Genomic DNA, 23,100 nt, shown 5'->3' with positions numbered 1-23,100 from the left:
AATTGAGAACGCCGGGCTCGGTGGGCATCTTCGGACAGATCCCGGAGCCTAGCGGCTTGCCAGGTGCTTTGTTGGGGCAAAGTTTCCAAGAAACATGTCGGCGGGACGCGAACGACGGGCAAGAAGTCCATGCAGATGGACGGCTGACTGCAACTGGAGACGGTGATGATTTTGGTCTCGCGCGCCTTTGTCCGCAAACGTGTGATCTCGCTGGCGACCACGGCGTCGGTTGCGGCGACGTCGTTCGCCCTGGCGAAGGATCCTCCACGGCATCACCACCTCCCCGGCTCGATGCGGATTCAATATGCCGCGGACCGGCCTGAATATCCGGACGAGCAGCCGTTCCTGTCGGAAAACGCAGCCGCCATGAACAAGATGATGGCGGGCATGATGGTCAAGCCGACCGGCGATGTCGATCGCGATTTCGTCGAGATGATGGTGCCGCACCATCAGGGCGCCGTCGACATGGCGAAGGCCGAGCTCAAATTCGGCCATAACGCGCAGCTTCGCAAGCTTGCGCGGAAGATCGTTGCTGCTCAGCAGCGAGAGATCAGCGTGATGCGAAATGCCGTCAGTGACGGGCGATCATCCGCGATGCAGCTGATGGATCTGCCTCGCGTGCAGTTGTCACCGCAACTAACCAGGCTGGGCGACGCGACCGATGGAACGAAGGTGTCTCGATAGTCGATGCCGGTCGCAGTGCATCTTTCACGGCGGCCTGTGCTGCAAGGATAGATCATGGGTATCGTCCGATTTGCACTGCGGTTCCCGCACACGTTCTATGTGCTGGCGGCGCTGATCCTGTTTCTTGGCGTTGCCGCCATCCGATCGATGCCGACGGATATCTTTCCGGAGATCCGCATTCCGGTGGTGACTGTCATTTGGCAGTATACCGGCCTCACCACGCCGGAAATGGAGCAGCGGGTCAGCACCTATAGCCAGTATTCCATCAGTGCCAACGTCAACGGCATCAAGAACATGGAAGCGCAGACCCTTAATGGTCTTTCGATCCAGAAAATCTACTTCCAGCCGGACGTCAACCTCGATCTCGCGATCGCGCAAATCGTGTCGGCGACGAATGCCATTCGCTCGCTGATGCCGCCAGGCATCGAGCCCCCGATCGTCGTGCAATTCAATGCATCGAGCGTGCCCGTTCTGCAGCTCAGCCTCAATTCGGACAACCTGAATGAGCAGCAACTCTACGACTTCGGCATCTACCGCGTAAGGCAGCAGCTGGCGCCGGTACCCGGCGTCACATTGCCCACACCGGCGGGCGGCAAGTATCGCCAGATCATGGTTGATATCGACCCGGACAAGCTTCTGTCCCGGGGGCTGACGCCGCTCGACATCGTGAACGCGGTCAATACGCAGAACCTGACTTTACCGTCGGGAACGGCGAAGATCGGAAAAACCCAATATACGGTGCGAACCAACGCGACGCCGGCGACGATCGACGACCTCAACATGATGCCGGTCAAGTTCGCCAATGGCGCTACCATCCTTCTAAAGGACGTCGCTCAGGTGCGCGACGGCGCGATGGTGCAGCAAAACGTCGTGCGCGAGGATGGCAGGCGATCGGTCCTGCTCAGCGTGATCAAGAACGGCAATGCCTCGACCCTTGCGGTCGTCAACGGCGTGAAGCAGGCGCTGGGGGCAATTCGCGCCGCTGCTCCGAATGGACTCAGGATTACCGAGTTGTTCGACCAGTCAGTGTTCGTGAAAAACTCGGTCAATGGCGTCTTGCGCGAGGGCGCCATCGCTGCGGGACTCACCGCGTTGATGATCCTGATCTTCCTGGGTTCCTGGCGATCGACGCTGGTCGTGATGATTTCGATCCCGCTGGCGATCCTGTCATCGCTGACCGTGCTGTATTTTCTCGGCGAGACGCTCAACACCATGACGCTCGGCGGCCTGGCGCTGGCAGTCGGCATTCTGGTCGACGATTCGACCGTGACGATCGAGAATACTCATCGCCTGTGGACCGAGGAGGGCATGCCGCTTTCCGAGGCGACGCTGCATGGCGCTGCCGAGATCGCGGTGCCGACCCTGGTCTCGACGCTTGCCATCAGCTGTGTGTTCACGTCGGTCGTGTTCCTCGAGGGGCCGGCCAAGTATCTGTTCACCCCGCTTGGGCTTGCGGTCGTATTCGCGATGCTGGCGTCCTACGGCCTCTCGCGTACCCTGACCCCTATCACGATCGGCTTGCTGCTCAAGGGTGAAAAACGCCATCACGCGGATGACGGCCGTCCCGCGGGTCTTTTCTCACGAATTTCTGCTGCTTTCGAGCGCGGCTTCGAGAAACTGCGTGATGGTTATTCAAGATTGCTGACGACGCTGCTTCGCCGGCGGGTTATCGTCCCGATCGTCGCCGTGGTGATGCTCAGCCTCGGCGCCGTGATGCTCCTGTTCGTTGGTCGCGATTTTTTCCCGCTGATCGATGGTGGCCAGATCCAGCTTCACGTCCGCGCTCCCGCCGGAACCCGCATCGAAACCACCGAGGCGATATTCCAGGCGGTCGAGGACAAGATCCGCGAGGTCATTCCGGAAAAGGACCGCGACCTTATCGTCGACAATATCGGACTGCCGGCGCGAGCCTACAATCTCGCGTTCGCCGACGGCTCGACGATCGGGATCAACGATGGCGTTATCCAGGTGCAGCTCAAGGAGGGCCACAAGCCGACCGCGGATTACGTCAAGAAATTGCGCCAGGTGCTGCCGGCCGCATTCCCGGAGGACGTGTTCTATTTCCAGGCAGCCGATATCGTAACGCAGATTCTGAACTTCGGACTGCCGGCGCAGATCGATGTCCGGACGATGGGCTACGACAAGCACAATCTTGCAGTTGCAAAGCAGCTCCGTCAGCGCCTCGCCGCGATTCCGGGCATCGTCGACGCTCATCTGCAGCAGGAGGTTGATGGTCCGGCGTTCTACGCCCAGATCGACCGGACGCGGGCGGCGCAGCTCGGTCTTAATGCAAGCACGGTGGCCACCAATATCAATGTCAGCCTGAGCTCGTCGGTGCAGGTATCGCCCAATTTCTGGACCGATCTGAGTTCGGGAATTCCGTATTACCTGGCGGTGCAGACGCCAGAGTATAAAATCAACTCGCTCAATGCGCTGGCAAACACGCCGGTTTCCACCTCGCTTGCGGCGAGCGGGCAAACCGTCCCCGGCATGCTGAGTAATGTCGCGACGTTCAAGCGGGACACGGTCGCCACCAATTCCAACCAGACCAATATCCAGCCGGTTTTTGACGTCTATGCCAGCGTGCAGGGTCGTGACCTCGGCAGTGTTGCGGCCGACATCAAGAAGATCACGACAGACCTGCAGAAGGAAATGAAGGCCGGGAATTCGATTCAGGTGATCGGTCAGATCGACAGCATGAACAGCTCTTTCCGGGATCTCGGCATCGGACTGCTGTTCGCCGCCGTCTTCGTCTATTTGCTGATGGTTGTGAACTACCAGACCTTCGGCGATCCGTTCGTCGTGATCCTGGCTCTGCCGGCGACGCTGTGCGGTATTGTCACCATGCTGTTCATCACCGGCACCACGCTGAACGTGCCGTCGCTGATGGGAGCGATCATGGCGGTTGGCGTCGCTTCGGCGAACTCGATCCTGCTCGTCACCTTCGCGCGCGAGCAGCAGTTGAAGGGTCACTCCGCATTCGAGGCTGCGCTGAGTGCCGGCCGCACCCGGATCCGCCCGGTGCTGATGACGGCGGCGGCGATGATCGTCGGCATGATCCCGATGGCGATCGGCGGCGCCGGCGAGGAGCAGAACGCCGCGCTCGCGCGTGCTGTGATCGGCGGCCTGCTGTTCGCGACGCCGACGACGTTGCTGATCGTGCCTTACCTGTTCGCCATGCTCCGCAAGGGCAACGACGGAAAGCCTCACCATGGCGTATTTGAGGAAATCCCGGAATGACCGACATTCGTGAGCGAACAAGAAATGAAGATACCCGCGGCCGGCTCGATCCCGAAAGCGATCGCGTCGTTGCGCTCCCGAACGCTCGACGCAAGCGACGACGCGGCTACGGCGGGGCGCTGTTCGGCGGAACTGCGCTGATACTGCTCGTCTGCGGCCTTGGAACAGGAGGCTGGCGGCATTACCAGGCTGAACTCGCCGTCGCGGCCACCGCACAACAGCGCAGGACCCTTGTCCCCGAGGTCCGCGTCGCTGCGGTCCGCGCCAGCGACAGCAAGATCGCTGTTACCTTGCCGGCGACCACAACGGCATTTGAGGCGGCCAATATCTTTGCGCGCACCAACGGCTACATCGAAAAGCGCTACGTCGACATCGGCGATCGGGTCAAGGCAGGCGCCCTGTTGGTGGACATCACCGCGCCCGAACTCGACCACCAGATAGCGCAGGCCAAGGCGACGCTGGCCCAGAACCAGGCGACATTGAAGCAGACGCAGGCCAGCCGAGAGCTTGCCGAGGTCACCAATGGGCGCGACAGCAAGCTGGTCAAGCAGGGATGGCTCACGCTTCAGCAGGGCGACAATGACCGCCTGACGCTACAGGCGCAGCAGGCGGCGGTGGCGGTGGCTGAATCGAATATTGCCGCGCAGGCGGCCCAGATTCGAATACTGGAACAGGAGAAGGCCTACCAGCGCGTCGTAGCGCCCTTCGATGGCGTGATCACACAGCGAAACATCGACAATGGCAGCCTGGTGACATCGGGATCGACCTTCATGTTCACGCTGATGCACCCCGACGTGATTCGGACCCAGGTGTTCGTTCCCCAGGACGAGGCTTACGGGCTTGGGCCGGGCGTCGACGCGGTGGTTCGTGTCCCCGAGATTCCAGATCGGACTTTTCCGGGCAAGGTTACGCGGATCGCAACCGCGTTGCAGCCCGGCAGCCGGACGCTGCTGACCGAGATCGACGTCCCCAATCCGGATGGTGCGCTCAGCCCCGGAATCTATTGTACCGTCGAGCTGTTCATTCCGCGCAAGACGCCATCGATGGTCATTCCGGCCGATGCCGTCGTCTTCGATCAGAACGGGTTGCATGTTGCGGTGGTCGAGAACGGCGCCGCCCATCTGCAGAAGATCACGATCGCGCGCGACTTCGGCAAGGAGGTCGAAGTGCACGACGGCGTCAGGCCGGGTGACCAGGTGATCCTCAATCCGATGATCGACCTGGCGGAGGGCAGCAAGGTCGCCGTGCGCAAGCCGCAGACGAGCTAGATCGATTCGGAAGGGTGGTCGCCATGCGGCGCTTACTGTTGACAGCTGCCGTCCTGCTGATGGGCTGCACTGCTTGCGTTGCGCAGGTCTCCACCATGGGCACCACGGCCATGGGACTTTCGTCGACACCGGGGACGATCGTGACGTCACCGCTCAATGGCCCGAGTCCGTTCTCGGCGACACTGCAGCCGGGCGCTCCCGACACGACGTTGGCGCCGGTGCCGCTGGCATCTGACCCTTCAGCGCCGGGCACGGTCGTAGCCTGCGCCGCACCGACAGGGCAAATCACGCCTGGAACGCCGACGGTACCGGTTGTCTCCATGTCGGCAATGGGCGGCACGACCGGAACGACGCCATCGATTTCAACCACATCAACCGCATCGGCTTCCGCGTCTACGGCCGCGACGGGGAGTGCGACGGCGTCATTTCTGATACTATCCGCACAGCCAGCGACGTCATTCATAACGGATTTTCCCGGCTCGACGGTACCGGTGTCGTCGTCCATTGTAGCAGCGGCTCCGCCTTCTACCACTGCAAGGCCCGCGCTGACGTCGTCGACGGGACCGAATCCCGTTTCCACATTCATGCCGGGTAGCAACGCCGCGACGCCGCCAGCTACTGCAATGCCATCCACTACGATGATGCCGTCGACCGCGATGATGTCGTCGAGCCCGCTGGGGACCATTCCGACGACAATCGTCGGCAGCGCGACCGGAACCACAGCGCCGGTGTCCCCGCTCGGAAGCTCGTCCACCGTCGTATGCAGCTCTACGCCGGGTGGTCCGCCCGTCAATGGCGCAGCTTTGCCGCTCTCGACCCCGGAAATTCCGAACAGCCCGCCGCCAGGCACAATTCAGCCCGTGGTCACGCAGCTAGGCGACACCAGCATCGATCCGACAACGGGTGTGGTGCCGACGCCAAATACGTCGGCATGCGCAGAGGGCGTGACGATGAACGTCACAGCCCCCGGCACCATGGCGCCGGCCAACGCCACCGGCGCTGCGGCAACCCCGGGCGTATCGCCGGCGGGCTGCTGACAGGAAAATGGCTCCGTCGCCGTCGCTGCGGGGCCGCATGTCCGCGGCCCCTGGCGGCAGGTCAATCCTAACACGCCGTTTATAAAACCGTATTTAATGGTGCGCCCGGTTCTCCAGGCTTATGTCTCGTCAAGAACGGTCCCGACCTACTCGCCCCGGCCGTAGAAAGGACGGCGTCCGCCACGCCTTCCACCCCCGAGCGAGGCGGGCGACGCCGGCAGACTCTTCTCCCATGGCGCTTGCGGGCTGTTGACATGATGCCTTTGCTCTCGAGCAAGTATATGATCCCAGGAAACGCAGGCTCGAGCACTGTGCGCGGTGCGAATGCCTTAGCGGCGGCCGAGAATGAATTGATGGCAAAAGTGCTTCTCATCGAGGATGACAGCGAAACGGCCGAGGAAATTGCCGCCGAGCTCGCCGAACGCGGCTTTGAAGTCGAATGGTCGGCCAACGGCATCGAAGGCCTCGACAAGGCACGTTCATCGCGACCTGACGCCATGATCGTCGACCGGCTGCTGCCGGGAATGGACGGCCTCACGGTGATCGAAGCATTGCGGAAGGACCAGGTCCGTACGCCGGTGCTGGTCCTCAGCGCGCTGGGAGCGGTCGACGATCGCGTGCGCGGTTTGCGGATGGGAGGTGACGACTATCTCACCAAACCATTCGCGCTGGTGGAGCTCGTCGCCAGGCTGGAGGCGTTGCTGCGCCGGCCGGTGGAATCGCGCGAGACGACGTTGCAGGCAGGACCGCTCGAGCTGGACTTGATTGAGCGAACCGCAAAACGCGGTGATCGGTCGATCGATCTGCTGCCGCGCGAGTTTCGCCTGCTCGAATACATGATGCGACGGAGCGATCAGCTTCTGACGCGAGCCATGCTTCTGGAGGAGGTCTGGAACTACAAGTTCGTTCCGGCAACGAACCTCGTGGACGTGCATATGGGCCGGTTGCGCCACAAGGTGGATGGACCGGGCGAAGCGCCCATGATCCACAATGTCCGTGGAGCGGGCTTCATCCTTCGCACCGGACCATAGGCGCCCATGGCCGGTGGTGACGCGCCGCAAACGTTGGGCAAGACATTCGCGCGGCGAGATCAGATGATCCAGGCTCCAATCATCCGTTCGAACACCTTTCAATGGGCGCTGGCGGTGGCCGGCGTGTTCTCCGTTTTCGTCATTGTGCTGTTCGGCTTCATCTATTGGCAGACCGATCAGTATCTGATCGCACGATCCGACAAGATGATCGCCAGTCAATTGAACTTCATCGCCGGCCTGCCCGACGACCGCCGAGTAGACGCGATCAATACTCACCTGGGGGAGGATTCCCGAGGTGTTCAATATGCCTGCCTGTTCGGCGCCGACGGCCGCAAGACAGCCGGCAATCTGGAGCGGTTTCCACCCGAGCTTGACGTGGATGATACCGTGCGGAACATCTCGGTCGAGCGAACGCCTCCGGATGGGCGGACGGTCCACGTGATTCGTGCGATTGCCCGACACATGCCGAATGGTGAGGCGCTGGTGATCGGACGAGAGGTCGACGAAACTAGGGAGATTTCCCACGTCGTCGCTCAGGCGCTGGCGCTGGGTCTGTTGCCGGCGCTTTGCCTGTGCCTGCTGGCTGGCGCGTGGCTCAGCATGCGCGCCCAAAAACGCGTCGAGGAGGTCAATCAACGCGTCCAGCGCATCATCGCCGGCGATCTGCGCGAGCGGCTTCCACATCGTGACACCGACGAGCCGTTTTCGAGGCTCGCCGTCATCGTCAACGGCATGCTCGATGAAATGGAGAGCATGATTCACGCGCTCGCCGGCGTAGGTAACGATATCGCCCACGATTTGCGAACGCCGCTGACGCGGGCACGGCTGGTGCTGGAGCGCGGTCGCACCAACGCCGTGACGCTTGAACAGCTCCAGACGGTAACGGACAAGGCAATCGGAAACATTGACCAGTCGCTGACGATCATCACGGCGCTGTTGCGCCTGGCCGAAATCGAAAATAATCGACGCTCGGCGGGGTTCGGTACCGTCTCATTGCACGAAATGCTGCGGGAGGTATGCGATGTCTACGAGCCGATCGCAGAAAACAAGAATGTCAGCTTGCAGGTCGAGGCGAAACAGGCGCTTGACGTGCGCGGCGACCGGGATCTCCTGTTTGAGGCGGTTGCCAACCTCGTCGACAATGCGATCAAGTTCACGCCGGAAGGTGGTCGGGTGACCATTGGGCTGATGCGCGGCGACAATGAGACTATCGTGCGCGTCAGCGACACCGGTTGCGGTATCAGCGAGCAGGAGCGGGAGGTCGTGCTGCGGCGTTTCTACCGTTCCGACAAGATGAGAAATACGCCAGGCGTAGGCCTCGGCCTGAACCTGGTGGCTGCGATCGTGAAGCTGCATGGCTTCAGGCTCGTGATTCATCCCGGCCCGGGCGGCCGACTGGAGATCATTTGTCCCGACCGCTCGCCAGGATGAGGAGCCGTCGTCAACGCGGCAGCAGGGGTTTCGCATCCGCTGAAGCCAGGGGCGGAAGGGGCCGCGCGCTGCGGCTCCACCGCTGGGCCAGTGCCGCGCAGACCATCAGCTGGATCTGATGGAAGAGCATGAGCGGCAGGACGGCCGCGCCCACGGCGTGCGAAGCGAAGATCACCTTGGCCATGGTGATGCCCTGAGACAGGCTCTTCTTTGAGCCGCAGAAGACAATGGTCACCCGGTCGGCACGCTCGAAGCCCAGCCATTTGCTGACGAGCGAGGTGGCGATCAGCGCGGCAGCCAGCAGGACGCCGTCGGCGACGAGCAGCCCGGCGAGCGCCGAAGGTGGAACCTGATGCCACAGGCCTTCGTCGACTGCCTCGCTGAAGGCTGAATAGACGATGAGCAAGATCGAGCCGTGATCAACCCCGCTGACGATGTTCTCGCTGCGCTCAATCCATCCGCCGATCACCGGCTGCAGCAATTGTCCGCAGACAAAGGGCACGAACAGCTGTAGCACGATTTCACCGACGGTGCGCCAGGCCGAACCCGATCCGACATGGCTCGAGAGCACGAGGCTCACCGCCAGCGGCGTGACGACGATGCCGATGACGCTCGAGGCCGACGCGCTGCAGATCGCCGCCGGGACGTTGCCCTTTGCGATGGCCGTGAAGGCGATCGAGGATTGGACCGTGGACGGCAGGGTGCAGAGGAACAGGATGCCGGCGTAGAGCGTGGGTGTGACGAGCGGAGACAGAAGCGGTTTGAACGCCAGGCCGAACAGCGGAAACAGGACGAATGTGGTCAGCAGCACCAGGGCGTGCAGTCGCCAGTGGCTTGCCGCCGCGACCACGGCCTGGCGCGACAGCTTCGCCCCATGCAGGAAAAACAGCAGCGCGATGGCGATATTGGTGAGATGATCGACGATCACTGCCGCCGAGCCGCGGCATGGCAGCAGGCTGGCCGCGACCAGCGTCCCGATCAGCGCCAGGGTGAAGTTGTCAGGCACGAACTTGGGGCGGGACATGCTGGTGATCTGATTCATCCTGGCAATTCACTAGGTTCCAGCTTGTCGGGCCGCGACGATCGGCACTCCTCCGCTTGGGGTTCATGCTGGAAGGCTTACCAGGCCGTGCATCGGCGCCGGGCTGCTTCACAAGGTGCCCGAGCGCAAGCCCAGCGCTCGCCTTGTTCGGGAAACAGTCTTCTCATGCCTCGCCGCGCGAGTTCGACGTCTTTCGTTACGCCGGAAACATGCCCCAGTGGGAACAGCTGATCCATTCGTCGCGACTGATCGCGAGCGCAAATTCTGATGCAATGATCGTCATGGTCGCCTCCTTTATTGCGCGAACACTTCTCAGATAGGAGGCGGCCAGTCCGTCACCATTAAAAGTCTGTTTAGGGGCTTCCCTCGCGTCAGGTCACGGCGCTGCATCAAGCGCTGCCGAGGCTTCCACTTTCCCGGTTTGGGGCCGGTAGCAGCAGCGCAGGTAGCTATCGCGAAAACAATGTCACGTTGACGCGCGATGGGACGATTTCCGATTCCGGACTTGGCCCGGCCTGCATCAGGCCATCATGACGCATCGATATCTCCGAAAACGGAGCGACGGACGCGCGCTCAAGCAAGGCCTGGAGCTTCGGATGAAGCCCCTCACCGCGCGATGCCGCAAAAACGCTGAATTGATGGAAAGAGGTCATCGGTCAAGCTCCTGTGCTTCCCTGCCATTGAGTGGCCGACGTAAACGCGTCGCCACGGCCGTGGCTTTCATTTCTGACGAGCGCTGAACACATTCGCGGGCGATCGCAGGCTCGGCGACCGGAGCGCCGTCGCGCGGCCGTCACGAAACGTCGGTTCGGATTATCCGCCAGCCGCGAATGCCTGCGCATGCTGCTCGGCGGGCTGATAGCCGCATCCTAGTGGCAGGCCAAGTTCTCGCCACACCGAGACCATGGCGTCCGCCAATTGCTGAATCAGTCGAAAATCATGTGCCGGGGTAGGCGTGATCCGCAATCGTTCCGTGCCCCGGGGGACCGTGGGATAGTTGATCGGCTGGATGTAGATGCCATGCCGCTCGAGCAGAAGATCGCTTGCCCGCTTGCACAGATCGGGACAGCCGATCATCACCGGCACGATATGCGTCTCAGTCGCCAGCACCGGCAGGCCAGCTTCCCGCAAAGCTGCCTTGGTTGCTGCCACGGCGGCGCGATGATCCGCGCGCTCCACGCCCGATGTCTTTAGATGGGCGATCGACGCTGTCGCTGCCGCGGCGATCGCGGGCGGCAGGGATGTCGTGAAGATAAATCCGGAAGCATGGGATCGAACGGCATCCACGACAGCGCTTCTGCCGGCGATGTAGCCGCCGAGCGTTCCGAATGCCTTGGCAAGCGTTCCCTCGATGACGTCGATTCGTGCCATCACCCCCTCCCGCTCGGCTATACCGGCGCCGCGAGGTCCGTACATGCCCACGGCATGCACCTCGTCGAGATAGGTCATCGCACCATAACGCTCCGCGAGATCGCAAATGGCTTCGAGCGGAGCGACATCGCCGTCCATCGAGTAGACGCTCTCGAAGACGATCAACGTCGGACGGCCAGGTGCCGCGCGCGAGAGCAGCTGCTCCAGATGTTCAAGATCGTTGTGACGCCAGATCTGCTTGGCACAGCCAGCGGCACGGACGCCCTCGATCATCGAATTATGGTTGAGCGCGTCGGACAGGATCAAGCAATCCGGAAGCAACCTGGCGATTGTGGCGATTCCGGCTTGATTGGACACGTAGCCTGATGTGAAAACGAGCGCCGCTTCCTTGCCATGCAGGTCCGCGAGTTCAGCCTCCAGCTCGACCAGCGCCCGATTGGTGCCCGAGATGTTGCGTGTCCCGCCCGAGCCGGCGCCCATTCTGCGCGCGGCGTCGCACATCGCATCGATCACCTTCGGATGCTGGCCCATCGCGAGATAATCGTTCGAGCACCACACGACGACATCGCGCTTGCCGTTCGGACTGTTCCAAACTGCAAAGGGGAACTGTCCTGCCTTGCGTTCGAGATCAGCGAAGACGCGATAGCGGCGCTCACATTGCAGGGCGGCGATGGCAGATTTGAAGCTGCCGATATAATCGAACATTGGGCCGCCGGTGTGATGGGCTACCATTGCAACACCCTTTCCACCGGCTGCGAGGAGTGGTCCGATGGCCAGGCTGCCGATCGTTTTCCGGGTCTCGGCGTCAAACATTGCGAAAAGGAAGTCGCACTTAGAACGAAGCCGACGCCGCGGACGTTGCGAATCAGAGGAGCCTCATTTGAGCCATCGACCTTGCGACGCAATCTGCCCATGTGAACATCGACGAGATTGGTTTCCGGCACGAACTTATAGTTCCACACCTCCTTCAAGAGAGTGGCTCGTGTCAGCAGCTTTTCGCTTCGCTGCATCATGTATTTGAGCAACTGAAATTCGCGCGGTCGCAGATCGATCTGACGGCCGTCGCGCCTCGCGGTTCGGTCCAGGAGATCGAGCTCCAGCGGCCCTACGCGCAGCACCGTATCATTCGATAGCACCGGCAGCCGGTTCAAATGTTCCGCGCTCGATATCAATTCGACCGTCGCGAGCGGCTGCTGTGAGGGGATGTCGCGTCGCCGCGGCGATCCGCGCATCCTGTCGACCATCTTTTCGAGTGTGCTCGACAGCAGCGGATGAAGGCTGGCGTCGTCGCGGACAGATTCTGACTGGGCGTCGACGGGCATATCCGCGACGAGCAAACGAAACAGAACGGGCACGCCGTCGATATCAGCCAGAAGTTCCGCGATTTCATTCCGCGGCGTTGGCGAATTCCGTGTGCGCGAGACAAAGCCCTGATGTTGCGCGCGTCCGGCGCGAGGCTTCGGCGACTGTGTCGATCTCGACTCCGAAGCCCTTGGGTCAGCGCCGACCAACGGCGACTCCGCATGGTTTGGTGGTACATTGCGGCTCGTGGTACGAGTTCTCATTGCGATGTCCTTTCCGCCGACCGGCTTCTATGGCCGTCAAGCTGATGCCCTTGCCCGGCTTTCGAGAAGCCGGATTGCGCTATCGCAGTGATCTGCGTAGCAATCGTGATCGCAGTAGGTGAGGTGCGTCCCGATTTCCCGCAGGTAGCCGCCTTTGATCGGCTTCTCGCACATCACACACACCGGTTGAGAGCGGGGTGTCCGACCGTTGACCAGGATGAATCTCACGTGGCACCTCCTAGGGCGAAGCAGTAGACGGTATCCGATGGGTGGAGGCTGCTGGGCGGCGGCGCACAGAGGTGGTTTCTGCCGTCGGGATTGTCCCTGTTTCGCTCGACCTTCTCTGGCGGAATGGGAATGTACTTTCCGTCCTCTCGGCGCCTCGCGTAGATATTGCCCTCGATGTATTTGATGTCGGTCGGGTAGCAGTCCGCATCATTGCAGCAGCTGGCCGACGGGTTGTCGGGCATGTGCCACGTTGAGTAGAACTTTTCGTGCAGAAGCTGATCCTGGGGCGGATGGCGATGGAGTCCGGCGTGGTCTTGTGCGTCCTGCGCCTGGACAGGCATCGCCAACCCGGAGTAAAGGCAGCCGCTCAGGAAAATTTTGCGGAAGAGGTTCATCGCGCAATCTCCTTGCGCAGCAAGCCGGAATCTGCCGAAGTTTGCGCGTAGCGGGCGATGCAGGCGTTGTCAGGCCACGCGAAGCCAGGACAGCCACTTGCGGTCGGCTTCCGGGCGTACCCTGAACCGATCAACGCACTTCCTTGAACAGAGCGCGGTTCGCCAGGAATAGTGCCTGATGAGCCCGAATTTCCCATCGCAGATCGGGCAGCGCTTGGCCGCGTGGTCACGAAGATGTTGGGAATTGCTGCGCATTGCTGCCTCCGCTGTGGATCGCCTCGGTGGCGGTTGTTGTCGGCTTCGTGTTCGCCGTTGCAATTCGCGTGGAGGTGAAGGACCGCCGCGGAGCGCGCCGCAGGCGTTCTGCGGCTAGGCGCGATCTGATTGGCCGGGATCGTCAACATCCTGTCACCTGCAATCGGCTCGTCCGATTGTCAGCTAGACTAGGAGGGTGGGAGTGCTCTCTCAATCGTACGCGGGTAAGCATCCGATATCGAAAAAGCATCGGAAGAGTTATACGGAGGTTTATGATGATTTGGGCTTCGCCCCATGCTCGCGGGGGCGGCGGCGAACGTCCGCGCGTCCCGCTGGCTCACATACGCCCGTGAGCGCGTAGCCAGATCGCGAAGTCCTCTGAGGTCAGGCCGCGGCAGCTTTTGCGCGCGGCACCACTGCAACCTGGTTGGTCACCATCGGCCAACGACACGCGGAGAAAATCCGAAAGGAGCCGCGGATGACAGTTTCGCGCTGTGACGGCGGGCGGACAGCCTCCCGCCTGCCTCAGCGTGACCGGGAGATGAGACGCCGCTAAGCGAAGCCACCCGCCTGGAGGCATAGGGTACGCGTCAGAGCGAAAAACGCGGCCGCGCTGCCGCTGTGCAAGACTAGGTTTGCCAAGCCGACGTTTCAACTAAACGAAGGTTTAGCTGGTTTATCTCGAGGTTCGGTTGGGTTTGCGCTGCGACGTCGTATTATTCGGCCGAGGTCAGAACGCATTCCGGTGTTTATGCAAGTCCGCCAGGGCTACCATAGACCTGCACCGGCTCGCCGCGTTGGCTCGGGCCATGGTCGATCGCGCGGGCTGTGCTCCAGACAGGCACGGCGACTTCGCGGTCCTCGCTGCTGCATGGTCGCAGGAGGGCATTTTCGTCAGCCGTCGTTGATCCGCGGGGGCGAGCAGCGATGCTGCCAGCAGATATTCGTCACCGTGCGGCGCCGTGATTGCCCGAAGCGACCATCGGATCAGGATCGCGCATCGGTATTGTGAGCAGCCAATTGATAAGGGTGAGGCCTTGCAGGCGGAATCGCTTGCGCGAGATGACGCTGTCTGGTTCGGTTTTGCGCGGCCTTGAGCGAAATTTGGGACGACTTCGGCGCTGCGGAACCGCGGCCAGCCTAGCGCGGCGGTCGCATTGCCGGACTTCTTCAAAATGCTCTAATCTCGCTTGCCGGGAACCGGGGATGCTTCCCGGATTCCGGAAAGATCGGCCTCGGTATTGTTTCCCTGCAGCATTGCTGTCTCATCAGCTGAAGCGGGACGGGCAGGCAGAATGACAAAGCCTTATCCTCCTCACCGGTCCCTGGCCAATACTTATGCCGTAGCGGTCCTGTCGGTTGCAGCTGCGATCATTGCTGCCGAGCTCGTAACGCGTTTGTTCAATGCCGAAGCCATCGCCTCGTCGATGCTTTGCGCAGTCATTTTTGCCGCGTGGGTAGGCGGCTTCGGCCCGGCGCTGCTGGCGGTCATACTCACGCTTTTGGCCTTTCACTATTACCTGGCGCCCCCGGCCAATTCATTCGTCTGGAAGCATGAGCTTTTCGCCGTGGGCATTTCGGAAGCCCCGCGCCTGGTCCTGTTTTCCCTTACATCGCTCATCGTTGCATTTACGATTTCGGCGCAAAGGAAGGCTACGCAGGAGCTTCGGCGTTCGCGCGATGACGTGCATGCGGCGATGGCGGACCAAGAGAAAAGTCAAGCGGCGCTTCTGCGCAGCGAAATGTATTTGAATGAAGCACAGTCATTGAGCGGCACCGGAAGCTTTGGATGGAATATTGCCAGCGGGGAGATCGTCTGGTCAGACCAGACCTACCGAATCCTCGGGCTTGACCTGACGAGGAAGCCGTCCGTCGAATTTATTGTCGAGCGCACCCATCCCGAGGACCGCCCGGCGGTGCAGGAAACCATTGACCGTGCGTCCCGCGAGAGAAAGGATTTCGATCATGAACATCGCGTCCTGATGCCGGATGGCTCGGTGAAATATGTCCATGTGGTCGCTCGCGCCGAAAGAGATACGTCGGGGAGCGTGGAGTTCATCGGCGCAGTGACGGATGTCACTGCCGTAAGGGAAACGGAACGGAAGTTGCGACGCAGCGAGGCCTATTTGGCCGAAGCCCAACGCTTGAGTCAGACCAGCAGCTGGGCTTGGGATGTGCGCAGCCGAGAATTCGTGTATCGTTCGCCTGAATTATACCGCTTGTTTGGCGTCGATCCGAAAAAGGATACCCTGTCACCCCAACCTTTCCGTGATCGTATTCTCCCCGAGGACAGGGAGCGGGTCGTCGAAATGGCGCAGCGTGCCGTTCAAGAGAAAGCGCACCTCGAAGTCGATTTTCGAATCGCGCTCCCTGACGGATCGATCAGATACGTACACTCCGTGGGGCACCCGTTTCTGGGAAAGGATGGCGAGGTGATCGAACTGGTTGGTACGCATATCGATGTCACCGAGCAGCACCTCGCAAACGAGAAGCTGAAAAAGGCCTTCGACGAAATCAAGAGGTCGGAGGATCGCCTTCGACTGGTCGTTGACACAATCCCGGCACTGGTCTGGCGCGCCAGCCCGGACGGGATCCCCGATTTCCTCAATCAACCGGCCCTCGACTATACCGGCCTCTCGCCGGACCAGGCCGAAACCGGTTGGCCCCGCGCCTTTCATCCTGAAGACAAGAAGGGCATGCTGCAGAAATGGACCGCAATACGTGAGTCCGGCATGCCCGGCGAGCTCGAGGCGCGGCTTCGGCGCTTCGATGGTGAATATCGCTGGTTCTTGTTCCGCGCCGTGCCGCTGCGCGACGAGTTGGGAAACATTGTCAAATGGTATGGCTCGTCGACCGACATCGAGGACCGCAAGCGGGCCGAGGAAGAACTTCGGCGAAGCGAGTCGAAATTGGTCGAAGCACAGCGCGTGAGCCAAACCGGCAGCTTCTTCTGGAACATCTCCACGGGCGAACGCGTGGGTTCGGAAGAATTCCTCAGAATCCTTGGATACGATGGGTCGCATTCCATCACCTTCGAAATGATCATGCAGCGCGTTCACCCTGAGGATCGTGCGCTTGTAGAACAGTCACGTGAGCGCGCGTTTCGCGACGGCAAGGATCTCGACTACGAGCACCGATTTTTGATGCCGGATGGGTCAGTCAAGTTCGTCCGTGTTGTCGCTCACGCTGGCAGGAATCATGCGGGCCAGCTCGAATACGTTGGAGCGGTGATGGATCTGACGGCTACCAAGCAGGCCGAGCAGAAGCTGCACAAGGCGCAAGAAGAACTTGCGCGCGTAACGCGCGTGACGACACTGGGAGAAATGACAGCCTCGATCTCGCATGAAGTGAACCAGCCGCTCGCCGCTGTCGTCAATGCGGCGGGAGCGTGCTTGCGTTGGCTCGATGGCAACAATCCAAATCTGGACGAAGCACGTCGGGCCGCGCAATGGATCATCAAGGAGGGAAACAGAGCGGCCGAGGTGATCCGACGTGTTCGTGCGCTGGCGAGGAACGCCGCTCCGCAAAAGGAGCCGCTCGATATCAACAGCATTATCGATGATGTCATGACGTTGGTTCAGCGCGAGCTCGCCACGCGTCATGTGCGGTGGCGGACAGAGCTGGCGCCAACCGCACCCATCGTCATGGCTGACCGCGTCCAGCTGCAGCAGGTGATCATCAATCTGGTGATGAACGGTGTTGAAGCGATGCAATCGATCGCGGATCGGCCGCATGAACTGGTCGTCCGATCCTATCAGGATGAAACGCAGCGGGTGGTGATCGACGTCGTGGACTCGGGCGTCGGAATATCCGCCGACAGTGCCGACAAATTGTTCAATGCTTTCTTCACCACGAAATCCGGCGGAATGGGCATGGGACTATCGATTTGCCGCTCGATCATAGAAGCTCATGGGGGGCGGTTGTCGGGCGCCAACAATGCTGGTCCGGGCGCAAGGTTTCGGTTCACATTGCCATTGTATCAAGAGGAAGCCGCGTGACGGGGAGTTCCAAATCGCAACGCGACCTCGCCAGTTCGGCGGAACGAATCGTCTTCGTCATCGACGACGATATGGCGATCCGCGAGACCTTGAGCAGCCTCTTCCGATCTGTCGGCTTGCGGGTGGAGCTGTTCGGATCGGCGCGCGAATTTGCGCAGATCAAGATGCCCGATGCGGCCAGTTGCCTGGTGCTCGACATCAGGTTGCCCGGGGTCAGCGGACTGGACTTCCAGGCCGAACTGGCCGAGGCCGATATTCGCATCCCGATCATCTTTATGACGGGGCACGGTGACATCCCGATGTCGGTCCAGGCGATGAAGGCTGGGGCCATTGACTTCCTGACCAAGCCGTTTCGCGACCAGGAGATGCTGGATGCAGTGGTGAGAGCGCTTGAGCGAGACCAGAAACGGCGCGACAGCGAAAAGGTCGTGGCGGAACTGCGGGTTCGGTTTGACTCCCTGACATCACGTGAGCGGGAGGTGATAGCTCTCGTCGTCGATGGTTTGATGAACAAGCAGATCGCGGCAGAGCTGGGAGTTACCGAGATCACAGTTAAGGTGCATCGCGTCAATATGATGCGAAAAATGAGAGCGCGATCGGTGATTGAGCTGGTAGGGATGGCTGATTTGCTCGGAATCCGTCGCCGGAAGGGCTAGAGTCTATACTCAGGTATCATTTTCCGATCTCCATCCGTGATGCTATCTGGGGGCTGGGCGACGCTGACGCTTTGGCGCTGTCTCCGTATCAAGGAAAGATCGCTTTGTCGAAGCTTCCGCTTGTCGCAATCGTTGACGATGATGAATCAGTACGCGCCACGACCGACAGCCTCGTGAGGTCGCTCGGATATATCGTGCATACATTCGCATCTGCGGAAGAATTCTTGCAGTCGAGCCACCTCGACGACTTCTTGTGTGTGATGGCGGACGTCCAAATGCCTGGTATGAGCGGCGTTCAGTTGCAAGATCATCTGCGCGCTCAGGGTTACGGTGTTCCGTTCATTTTTTTCACGGCATTCCCCGACCAGAAGGTCCGCGCGCGGGCGCTTGCGGCCGGGGCGATTTGCTATCTGACCAAGCCATTCGACGGGAATACACTCATCGAATGCCTCAATGCGGTGCCGATGTCGCGTGATGGCGGAGCGGGGGACTGAGATCCCCATCCCTCCGGACCTGGGAAGCGGTCCGAAGCAAGGCTAAACCAAGGTATCGAAGCTCCCAACTATTTCGGTAGTTGGACGGAACCCGGTAGCACCGGAGCAATTCGCCCCGAGCGAACTAGGCTCAAGAGAGCAGGGTGAACGAGCCGGTCCACCGATCCATCGCGCGAAGCGGCGCAATACAGGCGTCCAGCATGTCGGTGGAATAGGCGAGGGCGGCCGCGCATCAGCGGCTGTCGCGCCGGGATGAAGACGCTCCGTTGTGGCGATAGGGCTCGGTGTCACGTCGCGTAGTGAAAGCCGGCCTGCTGCAGCTCGGGCAACGTGCCAGTGGCGCCCGGGATCACGACGGCGCCATCCACCAGATGGTTGGTCAATTCAGCCGCAAGTGCGTCGTGAGAGAGCCTGTCGGGATTGATGCCGAGCTTGATGAGCGCTGCCGCCTGTTCCCAGATCGCGTTATGGCAGCACATGAAAACCACGCCGCGCCGCATGAGCGCGGGGATTGAATTGTCGGCAGCCGAGAAGGCGCCGGCCGGATCCTCGTAGTTCGTGGAATCGACCGTCGCCGCCTTCCGCTCGAGAATCAGCGTGTTGGTCTCGAAATCGTCCCCGGCCAGTTTTGTGAGCCGATATTTGTCCCACATGGCCTGGTCATAAAGTGCGAGCAGCGCCGTCCCATGGGTCACCGAGACCGCGAGGAAATCCGGATGCTTGAAAGACCAGATCTGTGAATTGAGGGCGTTGCGCATGAAGTTGAGCCAGGGGCCTCCGATCTCTGTATTGTCCCAGACCTGCTTCTGCGCAGCTGCGTAGGAGAGAACTTCGGTCAATGCTTCGTGATCCCATTGCTCCGGATGGTCCAGGATCATCGGTACGGACTTGAAATCGCGGCGGCGGGGTGCCTGCGCGAGACGTTTCCTCAACGCCTCAAGATGCGTAGCACCGGGAGGCAGCAACGCGGAGCCCGCAATGCCGGCCGACGCCGAGGCAGCGCCAATCGCGCTCGTGGCCGCCGTCAAGGCAATTGTTCGTAATACGCTTCGTCTGCCGGTTATTAGCTTCATCGTCGTGATTCCTGCCTGCCGTCCTCAAGCAGCTAATCAGCTGGTTCTTCCGGGACCAATAAATCCTTCTTTAGAAAGCTCACTGAGCATTCGGGCTTGCTGCACGTCATCAAGCCCGCTCGAACGTTGGCGCACGGGCTTCTGAAATGGATTTTAGTGGCGTTGGCGGATTGCAAGCCCATATCGGTATCAACAGCATTCGCTTCTTTTTGTACCGTGATGCGCTCGGCAGCCCGGGGACACAATCAAGGAACAGACCATGACAAAGACTCTACCAATCGCCGCATCGTTAGTGATGCTGATGACCATCTCTGGGCAGGCGCTGGCCGAACCGGCCGCTTCGGATTCGCGACATGAGACCGCCGCGAGTACTTTCCTAGACCGGCAGGCGGTCGACGCCTTCAATGCGGTCGACCGGTCCGCAGCGACAGAAACCGACGCGACCAACGCGTACCGTTATCATGGCGGTCCGAAATCGGACGATTGACGGTTTGCGGGCGGCGGCCCGTGAACCTTCGCGGGACGGGTCGGCAGCGTCAACAACCGCTCCGATCTCGACCGCTTGTCACGGCTTCATCTACAAGGCGCCGCCGCCGGCGACGATTGCAGCTGTTGCGTCCGCCGCCGGCGGATCTCCGGAAGTTGGAGTTTGACATGTTCACGTTGACGAAACAGGACTCGATCGTCATTGCACTGACGCTCGGCGTCATCCTCAGTGTGCCCTTGTTGATTCCGGCCTTTTACGTCACATCGGAAATAACATTGCGGAATGACGCCGCTTCTCCGCCTCCGAACGGCAATCCAGTGAGGCATTTGGCCAAACCGAAAGACGGTGATGGCGATGAGAACGGCTCCCGGTTGTGCGAGCCAAGGCGGGATTGCGGCCTGTGCGACAGGCCTTCCATCTAGTTATAGTGCGGCGAAGAGAGTCCGGGTGGGGCACTCTTCACCGTTCTTTTCTCGCATTACAAGCGGTCACCGCCAGGATCAGCGCCAACGAGTAGCCGCTGACCGGCGGGACCGCGTGCGGCTCGTCTCAATCAACCAGCTCCCGCTGCTTGAGCCCGAGCGCCTTCGCGACGCCTGCGCCGTAGGCCGGATCGGCGCGGGTGCAATTGTCGACGTGACGCTGCTTGATGTGCGTCCTCGCGTCGCCCATCGCGCGTGCCGTGTTCTCGAACAGCACCTGCTGCTGCGCCGGGGTCATCTTCCGGAACAGGTTGCCGGGCTGCTCCCAATGGTCATCGTCGACGCGGTGGTCCCAGTGCGCCGCTTCGCCCTCGATCGGCAGCGGCGGCTCGTCGAAATCGGGCTGGTTATCCCAGAGTCCGGCGCTGTTGGGATTGAAGGTAAGCGTCCCGCCGAGATTGCCGTCGGTGCGCATCTTGCCGTCGCGGTGGTAGCTTTGGAACGGACATTTCGGCGCATTGACCGGGATATGGTTGAAGTTGATGCCAAGCCGGTAGCGCTGGGTGTCGCCATAGGAGAACAGCCGGCCCTGGAGCATCTTGTCGGGCGAAAAGCCGATGCCGGGCACGATGTTGGCGGGCGAGAAGGCGGCCTGCTCGACTTCCGCGAAGTAGTTGTCCGGGTAGCGGTTGAGCTCCATCACGCCGGCCTCGATCAGCGGATACTCCGCCTTCGGCCAGACCTTGGTCAGGTCGAAGGGATTGTGCTTATGAGTTTTCGCCTGGGCTTCAGTCATCACCTGAATGAAAAGCTTCCAGCGGGGAAAGTCTTCCGCCTCGATCGCGTTGAGCAGGTCGCGGCCGTGGCTTTCGCGGTCCTTGGCGACCAGGGCCTCGGCCTCGGCGTCGGTGAGGTTCTGGATCCCCTGCTGGGTGCGGAAGTGGAACTTGACCCAGACGCGCTCGTTGGCGGCATTGATCATCGAGAAGGTGTGGCTGCCGAAGAGATGCATGTGACGGAAGCTTTTCGGGATGCCGCGGTCCGACATGACGACGGTGACCTGGTGCAGCGCCTCGGGCAGCAGCGACCAGAAATCCCAGTTGTTGTCGGCGCTGCGCAAGCCGGTGCGGGGATCGCGCTTGATCGCATGATTGAGGTCGGGGAAACGCAGCGGATCGCGGAAGAAGAACACCGGGGTGTTGTTGCCGACGATGTCCCAGTTGCCCTCCTCGGTGTAGAACTTCAGCGCGGTGCCGCGGATGTCGCGCTCCGCATCGGCAGCGCCTCTTTCGCCGGCGACGGTCGAGAAGCGCACGAACATCGGCGTCTGCTTGCCGATCTTCGAGAACAGCTTGGCCTTTGTGTAGCGGCTGATGTCGTGGGTCACCGTGAAGGTGCCGTAGGCGCCCCAGCCCTTGGCATGCATGCGCCGCTCCGGGATCACCTCGCGGTCGAAATGCGCCATCTTCTCGATCAGCCAGATGTCCTGCAGCAGCGCCGGGCCGCGCCGGCCGGCCGTCATGATGTTGGTGTTGTCGGCGACCGGCGCGCCGGTGGCATTGGTAAATCGCGTGTCTTTGGCCATGATCAGTTCCTCGCTGTGTTAAGTCGGCTGTGCCGGGTGTTAAGTCGGTTGTGCCAGCTCCGCCGCCGACGTCGGGCGAGCTGCTCGGCCGGCAGGTTGCTTCGGTGGCTTGATTTCGATTTTGCGGGGAGGCGGCCTTATCACCGCCAAGCGGAGTTGCGGATCACGCTGCAGAAATTGCCGCGGACAAAATGCGGATCCTTGTCGGCGAGCACGTCGGCCTTGACGTTGCCGAAGGTCGTCTCCGGCTTGTGCTTGATGCCGTCGTAGAAGGTCTGGATGATGTCTTCCTTGAAATGCGCGTTGCGCGGATGTGCGTGCACCACCGCCTCGCGCTCGGCGTCGCTGTAATCGGAATAAGCCAGGCCAAGCACATCCATTTCGACGCCGGCCGTCACCAGGGCCACCACCGGGTGCATGTGCTGCGGGATGCCCGGCGTGGTGTGCAAGGCGATCGCGGTCCAGACCGTATCGATGTCGTGTTGCGCGATGCCGCGGCTGCGCAGGAAGTCGCGCGCGGCGTTGGCGCCGTCGACCTCGAAGCGCTCATCCGGGCTGCTGTGCTGATGGGTCAATCCCATGTCGTGGAACATCGCGCCGGCATAGAGCAGTTCAGGATCGAACCGGAGACCGCGGCGCCTGCCGGCCAGCGCGCCCCAGTAATAGACGCGGCTCGAATGGTGAAACAGCAGCGCTGTCTCGCTGTCGCGCACCAGTTCCGTTATCTCGCGCGCGAGCTTGCTGTCGGGAATCTTGATCCCGGCAAGCTCGATGCTGTCTGCAAGATCGATGCTCATTGGACGGTTATACCCATTCACGTTTCAAGCGCTCCCCCTGC

General features: G+C 61.2%; 20 protein-coding genes. 11 read left to right on the top strand and 9 right to left on the bottom strand.

What is annotated here, in order from left to right:
* Positions 1-165: 165 nt before the first annotated feature.
* From copM to QOU61_RS31705, 3 genes are read left to right on the top strand one after another with little or no spacing between them, the layout of a single operon-like run.
* Positions 166-684, top strand: coding sequence for a CopM family metallochaperone (copM, locus tag QOU61_RS31715; protein WP_502876844.1), 519 nt, complete (start codon positions 166-168; stop codon positions 682-684).
* A 54-nt stretch (positions 685-738) separates the two neighbouring features.
* Positions 739-3,924: an efflux RND transporter permease subunit gene (locus tag QOU61_RS31710; RefSeq protein ID WP_289655119.1), complete on the top strand. Its 3,186-nt coding sequence runs from the start codon at positions 739-741 to the stop codon at positions 3,922-3,924.
* Positions 3,921-5,192 carry an efflux RND transporter periplasmic adaptor subunit gene (locus QOU61_RS31705; protein ID WP_289655118.1) on the top strand — a complete coding sequence of 424 codons (1,272 nt, stop codon included), beginning with the start codon at positions 3,921-3,923 and terminating at the stop codon, positions 5,190-5,192. The genes QOU61_RS31710 and QOU61_RS31705 overlap by 4 nt, the downstream gene beginning before the upstream one ends.
* Here QOU61_RS31705 and QOU61_RS31700 read toward each other — a convergent pair.
* Complete coding sequence (locus QOU61_RS31700) at positions 5,128-5,946, bottom strand: hypothetical protein (RefSeq protein WP_289655117.1); 819 nt, start codon at positions 5,944-5,946, stop codon at positions 5,128-5,130. The two genes, QOU61_RS31705 and QOU61_RS31700, sit on opposite strands and share 65 nt — an antisense overlap.
* Before the next feature lie 106 nt (positions 5,947-6,052).
* Between QOU61_RS31700 and QOU61_RS31695 the strand changes: the two genes are divergently transcribed.
* The 3 genes from QOU61_RS31695 to QOU61_RS31685 all read left to right on the top strand — a co-directional run bounded on the left by QOU61_RS31695 (position 6,053) and on the right by QOU61_RS31685 (position 8,691).
* A complete protein-coding gene (locus tag QOU61_RS31695) occupies positions 6,053-6,229 on the top strand; it encodes a hypothetical protein (protein WP_289655116.1) in 177 nt (58 codons plus the stop codon).
* Between the two features lie 353 nt (positions 6,230-6,582).
* Positions 6,583-7,260, top strand: coding sequence for a response regulator transcription factor (locus tag QOU61_RS31690; protein WP_289661968.1), 678 nt, complete (start codon positions 6,583-6,585; stop codon positions 7,258-7,260).
* Between the two features lie 63 nt (positions 7,261-7,323).
* Complete coding sequence (locus tag QOU61_RS31685; RefSeq protein WP_289661964.1) at positions 7,324-8,691, top strand: sensor histidine kinase; 1,368 nt, start codon at positions 7,324-7,326, stop codon at positions 8,689-8,691.
* A 10-nt stretch (positions 8,692-8,701) separates the two neighbouring features.
* On the opposite strand, the gene QOU61_RS31680 is transcribed toward QOU61_RS31685, so the two are convergent.
* From QOU61_RS31680 to QOU61_RS31660, 5 genes are all read right to left on the bottom strand, one after another.
* Complete coding sequence (locus tag QOU61_RS31680; protein ID WP_289655115.1) at positions 8,702-9,733, bottom strand: bile acid:sodium symporter family protein; 1,032 nt, start codon at positions 9,731-9,733, stop codon at positions 8,702-8,704.
* Between the two features lie 449 nt (positions 9,734-10,182).
* Positions 10,183-10,386, bottom strand: a complete 204-nt coding sequence (locus QOU61_RS31675; protein WP_289655114.1) for a hypothetical protein — start codon at positions 10,384-10,386, stop codon at positions 10,183-10,185.
* Between the two features lie 160 nt (positions 10,387-10,546).
* Positions 10,547-11,809, bottom strand: coding sequence for a 5-aminolevulinate synthase (gene hemA, locus QOU61_RS31670; protein ID WP_289655113.1), 1,263 nt, complete (start codon positions 11,807-11,809; stop codon positions 10,547-10,549).
* 20 nt (positions 11,810-11,829) lie between these two features.
* Entirely contained in the window at positions 11,830-12,615 is a 786-nt protein-coding gene (locus tag QOU61_RS31665) for a winged helix-turn-helix domain-containing protein (RefSeq protein WP_289655112.1), read from the bottom strand.
* Between the two features lie 278 nt (positions 12,616-12,893).
* On the bottom strand, positions 12,894-13,292 hold the full coding sequence (locus tag QOU61_RS31660) for a hypothetical protein (RefSeq protein ID WP_289655111.1): 399 nt from the start codon (positions 13,290-13,292) through the stop codon (positions 12,894-12,896).
* 1,550 nt (positions 13,293-14,842) lie between these two features.
* Between QOU61_RS31660 and QOU61_RS31655 the strand changes: the two genes are divergently transcribed.
* From QOU61_RS31655 to QOU61_RS31645, 3 genes are all read left to right on the top strand, one after another.
* Entirely contained in the window at positions 14,843-17,545 is a 2,703-nt protein-coding gene (locus tag QOU61_RS31655) for a PAS domain-containing protein (RefSeq protein WP_289655110.1), read from the top strand.
* Entirely contained in the window at positions 17,542-18,201 is a 660-nt protein-coding gene (locus QOU61_RS31650) for a response regulator transcription factor (protein WP_289655109.1), read from the top strand. Before QOU61_RS31655 ends, QOU61_RS31650 begins: the two co-directional genes overlap by 4 nt.
* Before the next feature lie 104 nt (positions 18,202-18,305).
* A complete protein-coding gene (locus QOU61_RS31645; RefSeq protein WP_289655108.1) occupies positions 18,306-18,695 on the top strand; it encodes a response regulator transcription factor in 390 nt (129 codons plus the stop codon).
* 287 nt (positions 18,696-18,982) lie between these two features.
* Here QOU61_RS31645 and tetH read toward each other — a convergent pair whose 3' ends face one another.
* Positions 18,983-19,768, bottom strand: a complete 786-nt coding sequence (tetH, locus tag QOU61_RS31640; RefSeq protein WP_289655107.1) for a thiosulfate dehydrogenase — start codon at positions 19,766-19,768, stop codon at positions 18,983-18,985.
* Between the two features lie 259 nt (positions 19,769-20,027).
* Here tetH and QOU61_RS31635 point away from each other — a divergent pair, with 259 nt between their 5' ends.
* Together QOU61_RS31635 and QOU61_RS31630 are read left to right on the top strand one after the other, a co-directional pair.
* The gene (locus tag QOU61_RS31635) at positions 20,028-20,255 is read left to right on the top strand and encodes a hypothetical protein (RefSeq protein WP_289655106.1); all 228 of its coding nucleotides are present in this window, start codon (positions 20,028-20,030) and stop codon (positions 20,253-20,255) included.
* Positions 20,256-20,422: 167 nt separating this feature from the next.
* The gene (locus QOU61_RS31630) at positions 20,423-20,677 is read left to right on the top strand and encodes a hypothetical protein (protein WP_289655105.1); all 255 of its coding nucleotides are present in this window, start codon (positions 20,423-20,425) and stop codon (positions 20,675-20,677) included.
* A gap of 127 nt (positions 20,678-20,804) precedes the next feature.
* On the opposite strand, the gene QOU61_RS31625 is transcribed toward QOU61_RS31630, so the two are convergent.
* Together QOU61_RS31625 and QOU61_RS31620 are read right to left on the bottom strand one after the other, a co-directional pair.
* The gene (locus tag QOU61_RS31625) at positions 20,805-22,262 is read right to left on the bottom strand and encodes a catalase (protein ID WP_289655104.1); all 1,458 of its coding nucleotides are present in this window, start codon (positions 22,260-22,262) and stop codon (positions 20,805-20,807) included.
* Positions 22,263-22,402: 140 nt separating this feature from the next.
* A complete protein-coding gene (locus QOU61_RS31620) occupies positions 22,403-23,059 on the bottom strand; it encodes an HD domain-containing protein (RefSeq protein WP_289655103.1) in 657 nt (218 codons plus the stop codon).
* Between the last annotated feature and the right edge of the window lie 41 nt (positions 23,060-23,100).

The organism is Bradyrhizobium sp. NP1, from assembly GCF_030378205.1.
Taxonomy (GTDB): domain Bacteria; phylum Pseudomonadota; class Alphaproteobacteria; order Rhizobiales; family Xanthobacteraceae; genus Bradyrhizobium.
The sequence above is the reverse complement of the archived record's forward strand: the minus strand, read 5'-3'. Positions and strand labels throughout refer to the sequence as shown.